The organism is Natronomonas pharaonis DSM 2160 (assembly GCF_000026045.1).
GTDB classification, from domain to species: Archaea; Halobacteriota; Halobacteria; order Halobacteriales; family Haloarculaceae; genus Natronomonas; species Natronomonas pharaonis.
Genome location: NC_007426.1, coordinates 1,629,327 through 1,643,645 on the forward strand (window position 1 = coordinate 1,629,327; position 14,319 = coordinate 1,643,645).

At 62.0% G+C, this 14,319-nt stretch carries 15 protein-coding genes; 10 read left to right on the forward strand and 5 right to left on the reverse strand.

Going from position 1 to position 14,319, the window contains the following annotated elements; all coding sequences use genetic code 11:
* Positions 1-68: 68 nt before the first annotated feature.
* Complete coding sequence (locus tag NP_RS08375; protein ID WP_011323405.1) at positions 69-929, reverse strand: hypothetical protein; 861 nt, start codon at positions 927-929, stop codon at positions 69-71.
* Positions 930-1,097: 168 nt separating this feature from the next.
* Here NP_RS08375 and NP_RS14970 point away from each other — a divergent pair, with 168 nt between their 5' ends.
* The gene (locus tag NP_RS14970) at positions 1,098-2,477 is read left to right on the forward strand and encodes a PGF-CTERM sorting domain-containing protein (RefSeq protein WP_011323406.1); all 1,380 of its coding nucleotides are present in this window, start codon (positions 1,098-1,100) and stop codon (positions 2,475-2,477) included.
* Positions 2,478-2,496: 19 nt separating this feature from the next.
* Here the strand turns inward: NP_RS14970 and NP_RS08385 are convergent, their stop codons facing one another.
* The 3 genes from NP_RS08385 to NP_RS08395 all read right to left on the reverse strand — a co-directional run bounded on the left by NP_RS08385 (position 2,497) and on the right by NP_RS08395 (position 4,866).
* A complete protein-coding gene (locus NP_RS08385; protein ID WP_011323407.1) occupies positions 2,497-3,801 on the reverse strand; it encodes an RNA-guided endonuclease InsQ/TnpB family protein in 1,305 nt (434 codons plus the stop codon).
* A 125-nt stretch (positions 3,802-3,926) separates the two neighbouring features.
* A complete protein-coding gene (locus NP_RS08390) occupies positions 3,927-4,379 on the reverse strand; it encodes a CBS domain-containing protein (protein ID WP_011323408.1) in 453 nt (150 codons plus the stop codon).
* 67 nt (positions 4,380-4,446) lie between these two features.
* Positions 4,447-4,866, reverse strand: a complete 420-nt coding sequence (locus NP_RS08395) for a hypothetical protein (protein WP_049939602.1) — start codon at positions 4,864-4,866, stop codon at positions 4,447-4,449.
* Between the two features lie 119 nt (positions 4,867-4,985).
* Here NP_RS08395 and NP_RS08400 point away from each other — a divergent pair, with 119 nt between their 5' ends.
* The 4 genes from NP_RS08400 to NP_RS08415 all read left to right on the forward strand — a co-directional run bounded on the left by NP_RS08400 (position 4,986) and on the right by NP_RS08415 (position 7,768).
* Positions 4,986-5,675, forward strand: coding sequence for a hypothetical protein (locus NP_RS08400; protein ID WP_011323410.1), 690 nt, complete (start codon positions 4,986-4,988; stop codon positions 5,673-5,675).
* 91 nt (positions 5,676-5,766) lie between these two features.
* Positions 5,767-6,249: a metal-dependent hydrolase gene (locus tag NP_RS08405; protein WP_011323411.1), complete on the forward strand. Its 483-nt coding sequence runs from the start codon at positions 5,767-5,769 to the stop codon at positions 6,247-6,249.
* Between the two features lie 58 nt (positions 6,250-6,307).
* Positions 6,308-6,874, forward strand: a complete 567-nt coding sequence (locus NP_RS08410) for a peroxidase-related enzyme (RefSeq protein ID WP_011323412.1) — start codon at positions 6,308-6,310, stop codon at positions 6,872-6,874.
* Between the two features lie 54 nt (positions 6,875-6,928).
* A complete protein-coding gene (locus NP_RS08415; protein ID WP_011323413.1) occupies positions 6,929-7,768 on the forward strand; it encodes a M14 family metallopeptidase in 840 nt (279 codons plus the stop codon).
* A gap of 7 nt (positions 7,769-7,775) precedes the next feature.
* Here NP_RS08415 and NP_RS08420 read toward each other — a convergent pair whose 3' ends face one another.
* Entirely contained in the window at positions 7,776-8,219 is a 444-nt protein-coding gene (locus tag NP_RS08420) for a UPF0179 family protein (protein ID WP_011323414.1), read from the reverse strand.
* 159 nt (positions 8,220-8,378) lie between these two features.
* Here NP_RS08420 and rdfA point away from each other — a divergent pair, with 159 nt between their 5' ends.
* From rdfA to NP_RS08445, 5 genes are read left to right on the forward strand one after another with little or no spacing between them, the layout of a single operon-like run.
* Entirely contained in the window at positions 8,379-9,053 is a 675-nt protein-coding gene (rdfA, locus tag NP_RS08425; protein WP_011323415.1) for a rod-determining factor RdfA, read from the forward strand.
* Positions 9,050-10,825: an archaea-specific SMC-related protein gene (locus tag NP_RS08430; RefSeq protein ID WP_011323416.1), complete on the forward strand. Its 1,776-nt coding sequence runs from the start codon at positions 9,050-9,052 to the stop codon at positions 10,823-10,825. The genes rdfA and NP_RS08430 overlap by 4 nt, the downstream gene beginning before the upstream one ends.
* Positions 10,826-10,877: 52 nt before the next feature.
* Complete coding sequence (locus tag NP_RS08435) at positions 10,878-11,366, forward strand: hypothetical protein (RefSeq protein ID WP_011323417.1); 489 nt, start codon at positions 10,878-10,880, stop codon at positions 11,364-11,366.
* The gene (locus NP_RS08440; protein WP_011323418.1) at positions 11,363-12,877 is read left to right on the forward strand and encodes a UbiD family decarboxylase; all 1,515 of its coding nucleotides are present in this window, start codon (positions 11,363-11,365) and stop codon (positions 12,875-12,877) included. The genes NP_RS08435 and NP_RS08440 overlap by 4 nt, the downstream gene beginning before the upstream one ends.
* Positions 12,874-14,256 (forward strand): UbiD family decarboxylase, encoded by a 1,383-nt coding sequence (locus NP_RS08445; RefSeq protein WP_011323419.1) that lies wholly within the window; start codon positions 12,874-12,876, stop codon positions 14,254-14,256. Before NP_RS08440 ends, NP_RS08445 begins: the two co-directional genes overlap by 4 nt.
* Positions 14,257-14,319 lie beyond the last annotated feature (63 nt).

The following is a 14,319-nucleotide window of genomic DNA, read 5'->3' on the forward strand; positions in this document are numbered from 1 at the left end:
GAAATACACAAAATGTGGGCGGGCTGACGCTTCGCGGCGGTGCCGGCGGGCCAGCCCCACCATATCAGCTATTCGGGCGTGACGTCGAGCGACCAGTCGCTGTCGGCTTCGATATCAAGCCAGACCACGCCGGCTAGGTCGGTCTTGGTTTCCCCGTCGAACGTACCGAGCTCGTTGAACAGTAATTCACCAGCAAGCGATGTCGAGGCCGCCTCGCCGTAGCCTTCGACAATAAAGTTCATACTTCCGTCGTGTTCGCCGGCGACCGTTTCCGATCCGTTCAGTTCGACCGGCCCCACCACGTCCGACCCTGTACCGGTGGCCGAGACCGGCGGCGTGCGGACGGCCTCGGCCGGTGCCCGTGGCTGACCGACCTGCAACGACCACTCGCCGCCAGCGTCGACATCGAATCTGTACGACCCCGCCGGCGTCGGGACGGCGACAGCCCCGCTCGTCGCACCGATGTCGTTGACGAGCAACTCAGTTCTGTCTCCCTCAAGTTCGATAATAACGTTCCCGGCGCCCGTATGTTCGAACACGACCACAGTGAGTCCACTCCCCAGCGTCATCTCGTCGGTGACGACTGCTCCCTCGCCGTCGAGGCGTTCGATGCCGTCCGCATCAAAGAGCGGTTGGTCGCCGCCGAGGGTTTCAGTAACGGAAAGCAGTGTTCCCGCATCCGACCGGTCGGTGTCGTCGTCTTGCTCGGGTGTCTCCTCTGGCTCCGTTGGGTCCTCATCTTCGGCCGTCTCCTCTACGTCGTTGCGTGGGGTTGTCTCCTCGTTGTCGTCTGTTGCTTCGGCTCCCGGTGTCGGCTCGGGGTCGGACGGAGTTTCCGCTCCGTCCCCGTTCTCGCCCTCGTCGTCGCTGCAGCCGGCGAGAGAAGCCAGCGCCGCCCCCGAAAGAGCGATGTACGTGCGTCTACGCATTGCGCAGATATCTGCGGAGCGCGTGTAAAAACCCTCTCTCCGTATCGCGGGCCCAATCCGGTCGTGAGAGCCGACGGGAACACTGCGACCACCGTGAATGTAATGTAGGATGGATGATTACTACACCCATGAGAGAGAGGGCGGATGCCGTCCATCTCAGATCGACCAATGTACGAAAACAACCGAATATTAACCGGGGGGTGGACACGAGGTCAAATCCGCGCAGTACTGCTCGCTGCAATACTTGTGATGTCGCTGGTCGCACTCGCTGTCCCAGCCGCCGCAACGGGTGAAGACGAATCGGCCACCGAACACACCTCCACAGCAGATATCGGCCCAACGCCCGCCGTATCAGCCGTCGAGCGGGGCGGTGCTGACGCCGCGCTTCGGTCCGGTGGACTGTTCTTCCAGGGACAGACGGTCGTGCTTGAAGTACCGGAGTCGGTGACCGAACAGCGTGACTTCCAACTCCGGCGGTACGACAGGCCCGGCGACCGGACCGCCTCGTTCGTTCGTGAGTTCAACGTCGATGGACAGGACCGCTACGAGATCTCAACCAACCGACTCCGCGGCGACTACGCTGTGACACTCGGCAACGACCAAACCCAAGTTGTCGAGTTCGACAGCGACGGCGTCGCAACCGGCGTCGTCGACCAAGCCGACGCCCGGCCGTTTGAGGTCGCCGAACAGTCCCTGCGGGTTTCATGGGGCCAGGACCGAATCACGACCGGTGACGACGATGTTGACCTCAATATCCGCTCGAACCGTGCGCGGTACAACCTCAACGTCAGTGCCGACGGGCTTGACTTCGACGACCTCGTGAACGTCTTCCGCCACGGCGGCGCCTCCGACAACCCCGAACCGCACGCAGACAGAAATCCGTTTGCGGTTGACGGGAGCGTCTACGACGCCTACGAGGACGAGGACGTCCTCGTTGTTCGTGGCCTCCGCGATGGCTCGCTTACCGCTGACTTCACTCAAATCGACGCCGGCGACTACCCCTTCCGGTTTGAGGTGACGGACACGGGTGTTTCGTCAGGTGCACCGGCCAGCGAGGAGACCGACCCCTCGCCCGCATTCTTCGATGCTTCGGACATAGAGCCGATGAGCGCGACTGTCGCACCCGGTGAGACAGTGAGCGTCTCGGCGACAGTCACGAACACGGGCGAGACCGAGGGGACACAGACGGTTTCGCTCCGTATCGACGATTCACCGGTCGCCAACAGTACGGTCGGCTTGGAGGCTGGCATGTCGACAACCGTCGACTTCGAGGTTGACGCGCCGGAGGAGCCCGGACAATACGTTCATAGCATCACGACTGATAACGCGACCGTCGCTGGGAGTCTGACCGTCGAAGCACCCGCGGAGACGCCGACCGAAACGCCAACCGAGACACCGACTGAAACGCCGACTGAAACGCCGACCGAAGAAACTCCCGAGACACCGACTGAAACACCGACCGAAGACCAGCACGGGTTCGGTGCTGTCGTCGCCATCGTCGCTGCGCTCTCTGCCGCGCTACTGCTCGCCCGCCGACAACAGTCGTAAGCAGTGAACCGCCTCGGGGTCAAGTGGTTCGAGGGACTTCGTCTCTCGTCATCACGGAAGACTCCGTCTTCCGTACGACCCCGAGGCTTCCCGTTTCGATGACGCGACTTGCAGGAACCGACGAAGACCGGCCTCCATCGGTTTCCACAGCGGTCGCAGTCTCCACGGGCGTGACTTCGGCCTGTCCCAGACCTAACTCCCGAAGACCGCGAGAAAGAACGTTGTACGACGCATTCGCGTCCCTGTCCGCCTCGAACCCACACGACGGACATGAGTGTTCCCGCACCCACAACGGCTTCTCCGTCTCGACGCCACACTCGGCGCACTCTTTGGTTGTCCCCGCAGGGTTCACTTGGACAACGTGCGTGCCGTACAGGTCGCCCTTATACTCCAGCATATTGATGAACCCACGCCACGCAGCGTCCTGCTTATTCCGGGCGTTCCCCCGCTGTTGAAGCATCCCTGAGACGTTCAAATCCTCCACGAACACGGCGTCATACGTCTTGACCAGCCATGTCGTGAGTTTGTGCTGGAAATCTTCGACTTTCCGCTTGATTCGACGTTTGACTTTGGCGACCTCCCGGCGTTGTTTCTTCCAGTTGTTGCTCCTATGTTCTTTTCGGGAGAGATTGCGCTGTTCCCGACGCAGGCGTTCGTACTCGTCGGAGAGGTTAAGCCAGTCCACGCTGTCGCCATCGCTCGTATAGATGTAGTTGGTGATGCCGAGGTCGATGCCGACACAATCCTCGGCATCCAAGTCATCCACGTCGGGTTTCTCGGGGAGCGTGGTGTCTTCGACTTCGAGGCCAAACGTGACGTACCACTCGCCAGTCGTTTCTTTCTTCAGCGTGACTTCTTTGATAGTGGCGTTGTCGGGGATAGGGCGGTGGTAGCGGATGGGGATGTCACCGATTTTCGAAAGCCAGAGCGTGGCAGTCCGACCACTCGTGTTTTTGAGTTCGAAGCCGGACTGCGAGTACGTCACACTCTGGTATTCTCGCGGCGGTTTCCACTTGAGCCACCCGACCTTGTGCCCGTTCTGTTTCTTCTCGGAAAGGTTCGATAGGTTATCGTAGAAGCGTTCGACGGTTTTCTGCAACGCCTTCGAGTGGACTTCCGAGAACACGGACCATTCGTCTTTCCACTCGGTGAGGCGCTTCTGGTGTTGATACGCCGAACCGATGTTGTCCTCGTCAGTGTCGAGGGCGTTGTATTCGTAGCGGGTGTGGTTGTAGGCTTGGCGGTGGATGTCGATGTGGCGTTCCGCTTCCGCAGCCACACCTGTTCGGTCAGGATAGGCACAGAAGCGGTAGTCGTACCACATCGCCGTACCGTGATTATTGGCATATTTCGACTTAATGATTTGGTTCACAAGTTGTCGGCTTCATCCACGGGGTCAAGCCCCGTGGCATTCGCCTCGACAGCCTGTAAAGACCCCTGAATTGACCGTCAGAGGTCCTCAAAACTGAACCGCTCGCTTTCGGTTGGCCGTGTCGCCCCCGGCCGTGTCACTGTGCTGATTTCTTTCCTGAGGTCGTGGTAGTGTTCGATAACATCGTGCGCGGTGAGAACGCCGACGAGGTCGAAATCCTCGACAACCGGGAGCTTCTTGATGTTTTCTTCCTCCATTCGTTCCGTGGCCCGGCGGAGCGTTTTGTCCTTCGTAATCGTCACCAGTGGCCGGTTCATCACCTTCGATACTGGAATCTCGGAAAACGCCACGTCAGCGGCGAATCCGGCCCGGAGGGCGTCAGTCTCGGTTACCATGCCGACAGGCGTCTCATCGTCACGAACGATGACGCTACCGACATCGTTGCGGAGCATCCGCCCGGCCGCCGTTCGCAACGATACATTGGCGTGACATGTGACCACACGCTCGGTCATGGCTTCCTTGACGAGCATGTCGGCCGGTGGGGCGGGCCGTAGATAGCTCTACCGCGGCCGTGTTGTATTCACCGTCGACATCCGGCTACCGGTTCACCAGCATCGACCAGCCGAGATGTATCACGAGCGCGGCGGCCAGCCCGCCGGCGATGCCGTAGAGGAGGTTCGGCCCGTCAGTCGCAAACCCGAGCGCGAGCATCACGACACTGCCCGCTTCGAGGCCGCCACCGAGAGTTCCAAGCTGCGTGCTCGCCGGAACCCGCGCTGCGGCCTCGGCAAACGGTATCTGGTCGCCGTCGTCCGACTGCACGGACGAGATGCCGATGAACCACGGTAAAAAGAAAAACGACCCGAGAGCCGAGAGGACGCCGGCGACAGCGCCGTAGGTGATACTCTCAAGGGCGACGTAGCCGACGGCAGTGAACGCAACGAAGTGCATCACCGCGGACCCGCTTGCCAGCATGGTCAGAGAGCGCTCGCTCGCTTGCATTTCTTCGGAGGGCATACACCACCGGATTACGCGCAGTGCACAAAAATCAATATACTTGTTTCCGAGTTCTGTGGCGCGTCGGACCACAGACCACAGAAACATCAAACATCCTCCAGCCCATAGGTATCATTGTAATGGCCGAAAGGGAGCTGGAAGCAGAGCGGGAGCGACCGACCGTCGTTCAGCTTGACGACGACCGGGAGCGGGACCTGCTCGCCGGGGCGGTGACGGAGGCCGAGGGGACGACAGCCGACGAGGACGCGCTTGAGAAGTTCGCCGAGCAGCTTGCCGGCTACCGAAAGAACGCCGAGCGGCAGGAGGCCTGGATACGGACGCTCCGGCTCCCACGCGACGGTAAACCGGACCCCGGGGAAGAAATCGAAATCGAGTTTCTGCTGCCGAGCGGTGACACGTTCACCCGTTCGTTTGTCGTCCCGCCGCAGGTCTGGCCGGCTGACAACGACCTTGTCAGGCTGCTTGATGCTGTCGGCCGAACGCCCGCGACGCTTACCGACCTGCTTGGGGACGCGGTGCCGGTCACCCACGACGGCGACGAGTGGACACTTGATATCGACCCCGAACCGACCGGCGAACGGGCCAACGGCGGCTGGTCAGAACGACAGACCACGACGCTTCTCATCGGTACGCTCGTTCCGCTTGTCGTTGTCGCACAGGTACTCTCGCCGATTGCGATGTTCGTCGGCGGCGCAAGCCTCATCACGCCGCTGCTGTATCTGCTCGGCGGTATGGGGCTTGTCGCGACGCTCGGATACATGGTCACGAGCGTCGTCCAGCGGGCGGATGCCGACCTCACCCACGGGTGACCCGTTCCGAGCTCCCACTCTACGTCGGTCAAACGACAGTCGAACCGACCGATAGGTATACGTACGATTGTCCGAAATTTTCGCACAGACGATGCATCGTGCCGGACACGTCGGGGCGGCACTGCTGACGTACGTCCCGTTTGGATTTGTTCTCTCGGCGGCTGAACCTGCGCTCGCGATTCTCGGCGGCGTCGGTGTCGTGGTTCTCTCCCGGCTTCCGGACATCGACTTCGTTCTCCCCGGCGTTGAACACCGTGGTGCAACCCATACAGTCGGCTTTCTGCTCGTTGTCACGGCGGTGCTCGCCGGGGTCGGCTTCGTAATCTCGGGAACGTTCGGGACCGGAACGACTCCGGGACAAAGTGCCGTCCTCGGCGCACTCATCGGGGCGACGGCTGTCGGCTCGCATCTGCTCGCCGATATGCTGGCACCGCCCGGCCTCCCGTTGCTGTGGCCGGTATCGAGGGCACAGTTTACTGTCAATGTGACACACCCCCGCGACCCACTGGCGAACTACGGCTTGCTGACCTTCGGCGTGGTGTTGACAGTGCTCGTCGGCTACGTCGCGAGCTGAAGAGCGCCATCGGCTGCGGCGGAAGGAATATTGCTGTCGCCTCCGCAATGTCGAGGGTATGACCGACGATGCCATGGGGAACTTCCCCGTCCCTGAGCTGTCCGACCTGCCGGAGGACATCAAAGAGCGAATCGAGTCGGAAACCGAACGCGCCGGGTTCACCCCGAACGTCTTCTCGGCTTTCGCGTACAAACCGAGTCACTTCCGGGCGTTTTTCGAATACCACGACGCAATCGTCGACGAGTCTCCTCTGGAACGGGAAGAAATCGAGATGCTCATCGTGACCGTTTCGGGTGTCAACGACTGTCTTTACTGCGTGGTTGCACACGGAGCGTTGCTCCGGGTGTATGCTGATGCGCCGAAGCTCGCAGAGCAGTTGGCGACGAACCACCGGAGTGCAGACCTTTCAGAGCCGCATCGGGCCATGTTGGATTTCGCGGTCACGCTCACCGAAACGCCGGGAAAGGTCGACGAACGCGACCTCGAACGGCTTCGAGAAGCAGGTTTCTCGACCGAGGAAATCTGGGACATCGGCAGTGTCGTCGCGCTATTCAACCTCTCGAACCGAATGGCGACGCTGGCGGATATCCGACCGAACGAGGAGTTCTACACGCTGGGCCGATAGCCCGCAGTATCGAAGCGCGGGGTTCATAGCCCCCGGGGCGCTAGGTGGCGGCAGATGCGCGTCGAGACGCTGGGCGACGGCGAGCCGGAGGTGGCGATCGTCGGCGGAATACACGGCGACGAGCCGTGCGGCCCCGCAGCGGTCGAAGCGCTCCTTGATGCCGCCCCGGACGTCGAACGACCGGTGAAGCTCGTTGTCGCCAACGAGAAGGCGCTGGCCCGCGGTGTCAGATACGTCGACGAGGACCTCAACCGTGCGTTCCCGGGCGACCCCGACGCCGATACCCACGAAGGACGGCTGGCACACGAGCTTCTCGGCGAGATTCGCGGCTGTGAAATCCTCTCGCTCCACTCAACGCAGTCGTACCCGGAGCCGTTCGCGCTGGTTGACGAACGTGACGGATACGCACGGTCGGTCTGTTCGTACCTCTCGGTCGAGGCACTCGTCGAGACGGCACAGTACAGCGGCGGTCGGCTCATCGCCTACCCGGGCGTCGTCGAACTTGAGTGTGGGTTACAACGGTCCACCGCCGCCGCGAAAAACGCCGAAGCGCTCGCCCGGGAGTTCCTCGTCGCCGTCGGGGCGTTATCCGGCGGCGGCGAGCAAACACGACATCACCCGCTCCCTATATTCCGACTTGACAAGCAGATTCCGAAGCCCGAGGCCGACACCTACGAGGTGTTCGTCGAGAACTTCGAACGCGTCGCGGAGGGCGATGCATTCGCCGCGGCCGACGGCGAGCGGCTCGTGGCCGAGTGGCCGTTCTATCCGGTGTTGCTTTCGGCGTACGGCTACCGGAACGTCTTCGGTTACGCGGGCGAACTCGTCGGTCGTCTCGGCGACGAAACACCGACCCGCCATGGTGCGGTGGAAGCGGACGGCCGAGAGGACTAGCTGCTGGCTACTCTTCGGCAGCAAACTGGACCAGTTGTAGCTCCCGGTCGAGCATACAGTAGTCGTGTGGCGGGTCACCGACGACCTCGGTTATCTGATACTCTTCGTCGAAATCAGCGCCGTCCGGCTCGCAGAACTCGTGGCTTGGACACTCAGTGTACGGACATGGTCCCACGAGCGAAGCCTTACTGCCGGCGTAAGCGGCGTTCGCATCGACGTTCGCGAGCACCGGGGCAGGCTCTACTTCGACCGCGGTGACACCGGTGTCGTGGACCGCACACTCAAGCGTCCCGGAGTCACGGACACCCGTCACGCGGTAGCGGCGACCTTCCGTAAGGTTGAGACACTGCTCCCGATACGGACAGCCCTCGCAAGCGTCGGTCTCGCCCCCGTAAACGAACTCCGTCCCGACCTCCGCGAGGCGCTCGCCAAGTAGCGTGACGGTACTCATACCCACGCGTTCGCCGGCGAACGGGTTAAGCCTGTCTCGTCCGATTCTGCAGAATGATAATTTATCCTATAATGAAAAGTTTCGTATATTTCTGGGGCGGCTGACCGCTAGCAGTCGCGACCGCGCTCTTTTATATCGTGAGGAACGAACCTGTCCGTAGTGAGCGACCGAAACCGCTGTAAGGTCTGCGACGTCGTCCGGCGGTACGACATCGAGTCGCCGATCGGGGAGTACGCGACGGTTGACGAGTACCTGGTCGCCCGGTGGAGCGGTGCTGCAAGAGGCGAGGCGGTCGGATACCGGACGCTGACAGGGTGGATAAACAAGCGGATACTCCGGGAGGCATACGACGACGCCGCGCTTTCGTATCCGGGGAGTCGCATAACCGACGACTACGAGACGCTGCAGGGCGACGACGAGCTGGCACGGCAGGAGTTGCTCGAGTATCTGGACGCAAACGGCGTCGATGCGACGAGGGTCGTCAGTGACTTCGTCTCCTGGAGCACCGTTCGCCACCACCTGAAAGACTGCCTAAACGCAAAAAAGCCTGACCAGTCGGCGTCAACCGACTGGGAGCAAGAGAGTGTCGACACCGCTGTCGAGCAGACGGCAGAAAAGACAGAGCGGGCGCTACGCGCACTTGCTAACAAAGGTCGGATACGTGACGGGAAAGCGGCGACGATACGCGTGCGGGTGGAGCTGGAGTGTCCGGAGTGTCAGGTCCGGGTCCCGTTTGACGAGGCGTTCCAGCGCGGTTACGTCTGCGAGGAACATGCGCCGCAACCGGCCGAGGAGGACCATGCTGAGCCGGCAAGCGGAGGTGGTGCTGGATGACGTGGAAGCTGGAAATAGAGAATATTGCTGGCATTCGCTCCGGGGCGGCAACGATCGAACCGGGGCTGAACGTCGTCCACGCTGAAAACTGGCAGGGTAAGTCGAGCTTCTTGAAATCCATCCGAACTGTTTTCGGAACGGCCAACCCGATTACAGAAAGTTGTGATGAGGGATACGTCGAGCTTCGCGAGGAGGAAACGACCACGACGGTTCGGTTGACGCGCGCCGACGGCCGAATCATCCGAGAAGGGGACCCGGTTTTGGAGACGCCCTACGACCGACGACGGGCCATACTGTTTGCGTTCCTCGGAGAGGAAAACGAGATTCGGCGGGCAGTTCGCCGCGGCGAAGACCTTGAGGACGAACTCACTGCTCCGCTCGACCTTCAGAACATCGACGAGCAGATAACAGCACTGACCGAAAAGCGGGAAGATATTGAACGGCAGCTAGAACAGGCCGAACGCGCTGCCGACGACGCCATCGACCTCGAACAACGGGTACAGGAGCTCTCAGCGGAGCTCGAAGAGCTTCGTTCGGAGCGGTCCAGCATGGAGACCCACGGCGACTCAGACAGCGGCAGCACGACACAGGCGCTTGCTGACAAGCAGGCGCAACTGGAACGACAGCGAAACCGAAAATCACGGCTCGAAAGCACGGTACAGCGGGTCGAAGACCGACTCACAGAGCTGGACGCAGCCGAGTCGGGCATCGATGTCCCGGAGGCAGCCGTCGGCGAGGAACTCGCGACCGTCGAGACGGAGCTCCGCCGGCTGAACAGCGATATCGACCTGTTGCAGTCACTGTACTCGGCGAACCACCGACTGCTTGAAGAGGACCGCCTCGAACTCGTCGCCGATATCGACCGGTCTATCGCCGGCGATGTCGTCTCCTGTTGGGTGTGCGGCGCCGACAGCGACCGGGAGACAATAGAGTCGTACGTGACGGCCCTCGGCGAGCGATTGTCAGATGCCCGTGCGGAACGCGACGAGCTCCAGCAGCGACACGAGGAGCTGAAATCCCGCAGAGAGCAGCGACAGGAGGCAGAAAAGCGGCTCCAGGAGATTCGCGACCAGCAGTCGGAGCTGGAACGACAGCTCGAAGAAAAACGGGAGTCGCTGGCCGATGTCGAAGAGCGCATCGAGGAGCTCGAAGACAAAGTCGAAGCCCTCGAGTCGGAAGCCGAGGCTGCCAGCGAACAGCGGACGGACATCGAGAGCGAAATCAAATTCACCGAGACCAAGCTGGAGGAGACGAAGGCCTCACTCGAGGAGAAACGCGACACCGCCGACCGGAGGCCTGAGCTGGAAGCCCGCCGCGACGAGCTAACCGCCGAGATAACTGATTTGCGGACCGAGAAGAAGACGACAAAGCGGCGGCTTCGAACGGAGTTTGAAGACGCGGTTGACGACGTTATCGAACGTTTTGAAACCGGGTTCGAGAAGGCACGGCTGACGGATTCGTTCAACCTCGTTGTCGCACGAGATGGCCGCGAGGCTTCGCTCGATGCGCTCAGCGAGGGCGAGCGGGAGTTGCTGGGGCTTCTGGTCGCTCTTGCCGGCCACGAAGCCTTCGAGGTTGGCGAGGACGTACCGGTGTTGCTTTTCGATGGCTTGGGTGCGCTCTCGGCGGCCAACCTCGAAAAGCTCGCAGACTACGTCGAGGGGCGCGCCGAGCGTATCGTTTTCACCGCCTACCCCGAACACTCAACAGAGGGCGCTCACGAGATAGACCCAGCCGACTGGAAAGTCGTCTCGGGGCGGGATGAGGCCTGAATCGACAGAAGAGTATTTACAGCTACAACAACCACCACAATAAAAACGCGAGATGGTACGCGAATATATCACGTCACGCGAGTATCTTCCGGACGACCCGGAAGGTGAACACCGGCTTCAACTGACCGACGCCGAAACGAAGGAGATATTCGAGACGCAGGTCCGTATTGCGAAGTCGAAAGCGGAGCTTGCAGACCCTGCACCGCTTGTCGTCCGCGGCGGCCCACACGAGGACAGCCACGAGGCGTGGTATGTCGAACTCGTCGAGTCGGACGCCGGCGGGGAGATAGACCGGGAGCTGCTCCGCGATTGTCTCGAGGACGCACAGAGCGGGACCGATGTTATCAACGCTCGGTCGGCGGAGCTGAAAGCGGTGCTCTGTTACCTCGTCGAAAAGGGCGTCTTCGAGTCACAGTCGGAGGCAGCCCGGTCGCTACTCTGGGAAAAGCTAGCCGACGACCACCGGCCGCTGCTCCGACAGCTTGACGGAGTCTGCGATGAGCTCGAAGAAAGTGACCTCGATGCGGCACTGGGACGATGAGCGCGACCGAAAGCTTCCGCGGGTTCCTCTCGGCGCTGGATGCGGCCGGCGAGCTAAACCGGATACAGCAGCCCGTCTCGTGGGACCTCGAAGCAGCCGCAATCACCACCCGTGCGAACGAGCGGGATGCAGCGATTCCGGTCTTTGAGACGATGTCCGGCGACGCTGCATCCGCGCGACTCGTCGGCGACCCCTATCGGGGGCCGCCGACCCGACCGTGGGCAAACGTCGCACGCGGTGCTGGTATCGACCCGCGAAGCGACAGCACGACATTCTTCGAGGCGATGGTCGAACGGCTCGAATCGCGAATCGAGCCGAAGACGGTCGAAAGAGACGAGGCACCCTGCAAAGCGGTCGTCAACCGCGGCAGCGATGCCGACCTGCTCGACCTTCCGTGGCCGTATATCCACCAGGGCGACGGCGGGAGATATTCGAGCCTCCATACCCTCGTCGCTCCGGACCCGACGACCGAGTGGGGTCGCTGTGGCGACCACCGTGCGATGATACACGGAACCCAGCGGGCCAGCGTCCGGCTGCTGGCCGGCGAGCAGATTCCCAACCGCTACTACTACGACTACGAGCGAGGCGGCGAGCCGATGCCGGTTGCCATCGCTATCGGCCCGCCGCCCGCGGTGTCGTTTACGTCGAACCTGTGGATTCCGACGGGACGAAGCGAGTTCGAGTTTGCCGGCTCGATTCGCGGGTCGGCCATCGAACTCGTCGAATGCGAAACCAACGACCTGTACGTCCCTGCGACGGCCGAGATCGTCATCGAGGGGCATATCCACCCGGACGACCGGCTCGACGAGGGGCCGTACGGAGACTATCTCGGGTTTATGCACGGCCCACGGCGGTCGATGCCGGCTCTAGATGTTGCGGCGATTACGCACCGTCCGGACCCGTATCTTCCCTTCTGTGTCGACGGGTCCGGTACCGGCTATCCGTTTAATTCCAGCAACGCGATCGAACACGCCTGTTCCGGGCCGGACGCGACCATCGGCGCCCGGGCGGCCGGATTCGACATCGAGCGGAGCGCAACGTGGCCCTACACCGAGCAGACGGTGTTCGTCTTTGCGACCGAAGAACAGTACGACGGGTATTTCCACGACGTGGCGAACTTCGTGTTCACTTCGTGGGGGATGCTCCGGGTCGACTTCTTCATTTTCGTCGACGCCGACGTAGACCCGATGGACCCTCGTGCCGTCTTCGAGGCTATCGCCCTACACGCAGACCCCGAAGAGGATTTCTACCAGTTCGGCATCGAGCGGATGCCGAAGACGCCGCTCAACATCTACCAGACACCCGAAGAGAAGGGTAGCGCCGACCTCGGGACCTCAAAGACCAAGACGGCAAAAGCCTACATCGACGCGACCCGAGCCGAAAACGCCGAGGGCGTCGAGCAGACGGTCTACTCCGACCGTCGCCTCCGGGAACGCGCCCAAGAGACACTCGCGACGGCCGGCTTCGACGCCTCAAAGCTGCCGCTGTCGTCCGGACGGGGGAAGCGATGACCGCCTTCAGAGACCACCTCCAGCGGCTCGAACAGGACGGCGACGCCCTCGCTGTCGAGTCGGACCTCCATACTGTCGACGAGGTTGCAATGGTGGGATACGAGTCGCTGAAGCACAACGGTCCCGCAATAACCTACGAGAACACTGCTGGAGTGGTCCGCCTCGCAAGCGGGGCATACGCTGGGCCGGACCAGCTGCAGCCACACGAACAGAAGCCGTGGACGCGAATCGCGCTTGCTGTCGGACTCGACACAGGGACGAGCTACGCAGAACTCCTGGAGTATACGACCGGGTTGCGGGAGACGACACCGGTCGCAGAGAACGGAACCGAGCCGCTCGATGCACGACCGGCCGGTATTGACCTCGGCGACCTCGGGTTGCCGGTGCCGCCGACCTGCGAAGGCGGCATGGCGACGCTCGGAATCTTCGCCGTCGGCGGCGACCGGACGACGTGGAGCCCGGTCCGCGGCCGAGTCCGTGGCCCCAATCGGCTCCGTGTTTCGATACCGGAGCGGCTCGGCGAGGAACTTGGGACGCGAGCGCGCGTGACCGTCTCGCTGGGTGTGCCGTGTGATGCGTTGTTGTCGGCGTACCTGCCGTGGTTTACCGGTGCACGACAGCGGGAGGCGTTCCCGGTCGCCCGTGGCCCGGATTCGCTTTCGGTGAGCCGCCACCGTGGTATGCTCATCCCGACCTCGTCGGAGGTCGTTGTCGACGGTCGCGTCGTGGGAGACGCCGGAGCGCTCGAGGAACCGCTTGCCGGCTGGGAGCGGCTTCTCGACACGACGACTGTAGACATCGCTATCAACGAGATACGGACCCGCAATAGCCCGACCGTTCCGTTCGCCTCCCTCGGGGCGCCACTCAGCGACGATATCCAACTCGCGGGACTGCTTGAGGCGGCGAAGCTTCATCGACGAATCAACAGCTACTGGGGCGTTTCGCCGATAGAGTGGCTGCTCATCCCACCGGAAGCCCGGTTGAATTTCTGTATCGTCGCCAGCGAAATCCTCTATGCGGGCTTTGAGTGGCAACTGGCGAACGCGCTGTTTACCTTTTCCGATAGCTTCGACAAGGTGCTCATCCTCGATACTGACGTGCCCTCGACCGACCTCGGCAAGGCGCTACAGGATATGTGGGTAAAGGCCCACCCATCCCACAACTGGATATTCAGCACGTCCGACGCCCCACGAGCGACCGCCCCGCTGTATCGACAGGACGGGTCGACCGGGTCTCGGCTCTATGTCGATGCCACGTGGGACGCCCGTTGGGACCAAGAGTACATCGCGCCGCGGGTCGGGTTCGAGGAGTCATTCCCCGAAGAGATACAGGCGGCCGTCCGCGAGTCGTGGACGTCGATGGGGTTCAGTGACGAGTGACGAAGCTGTTGTATACATTACATTATCTGTCGACGGCGGTACGGACCGATATCGCGTTGACGT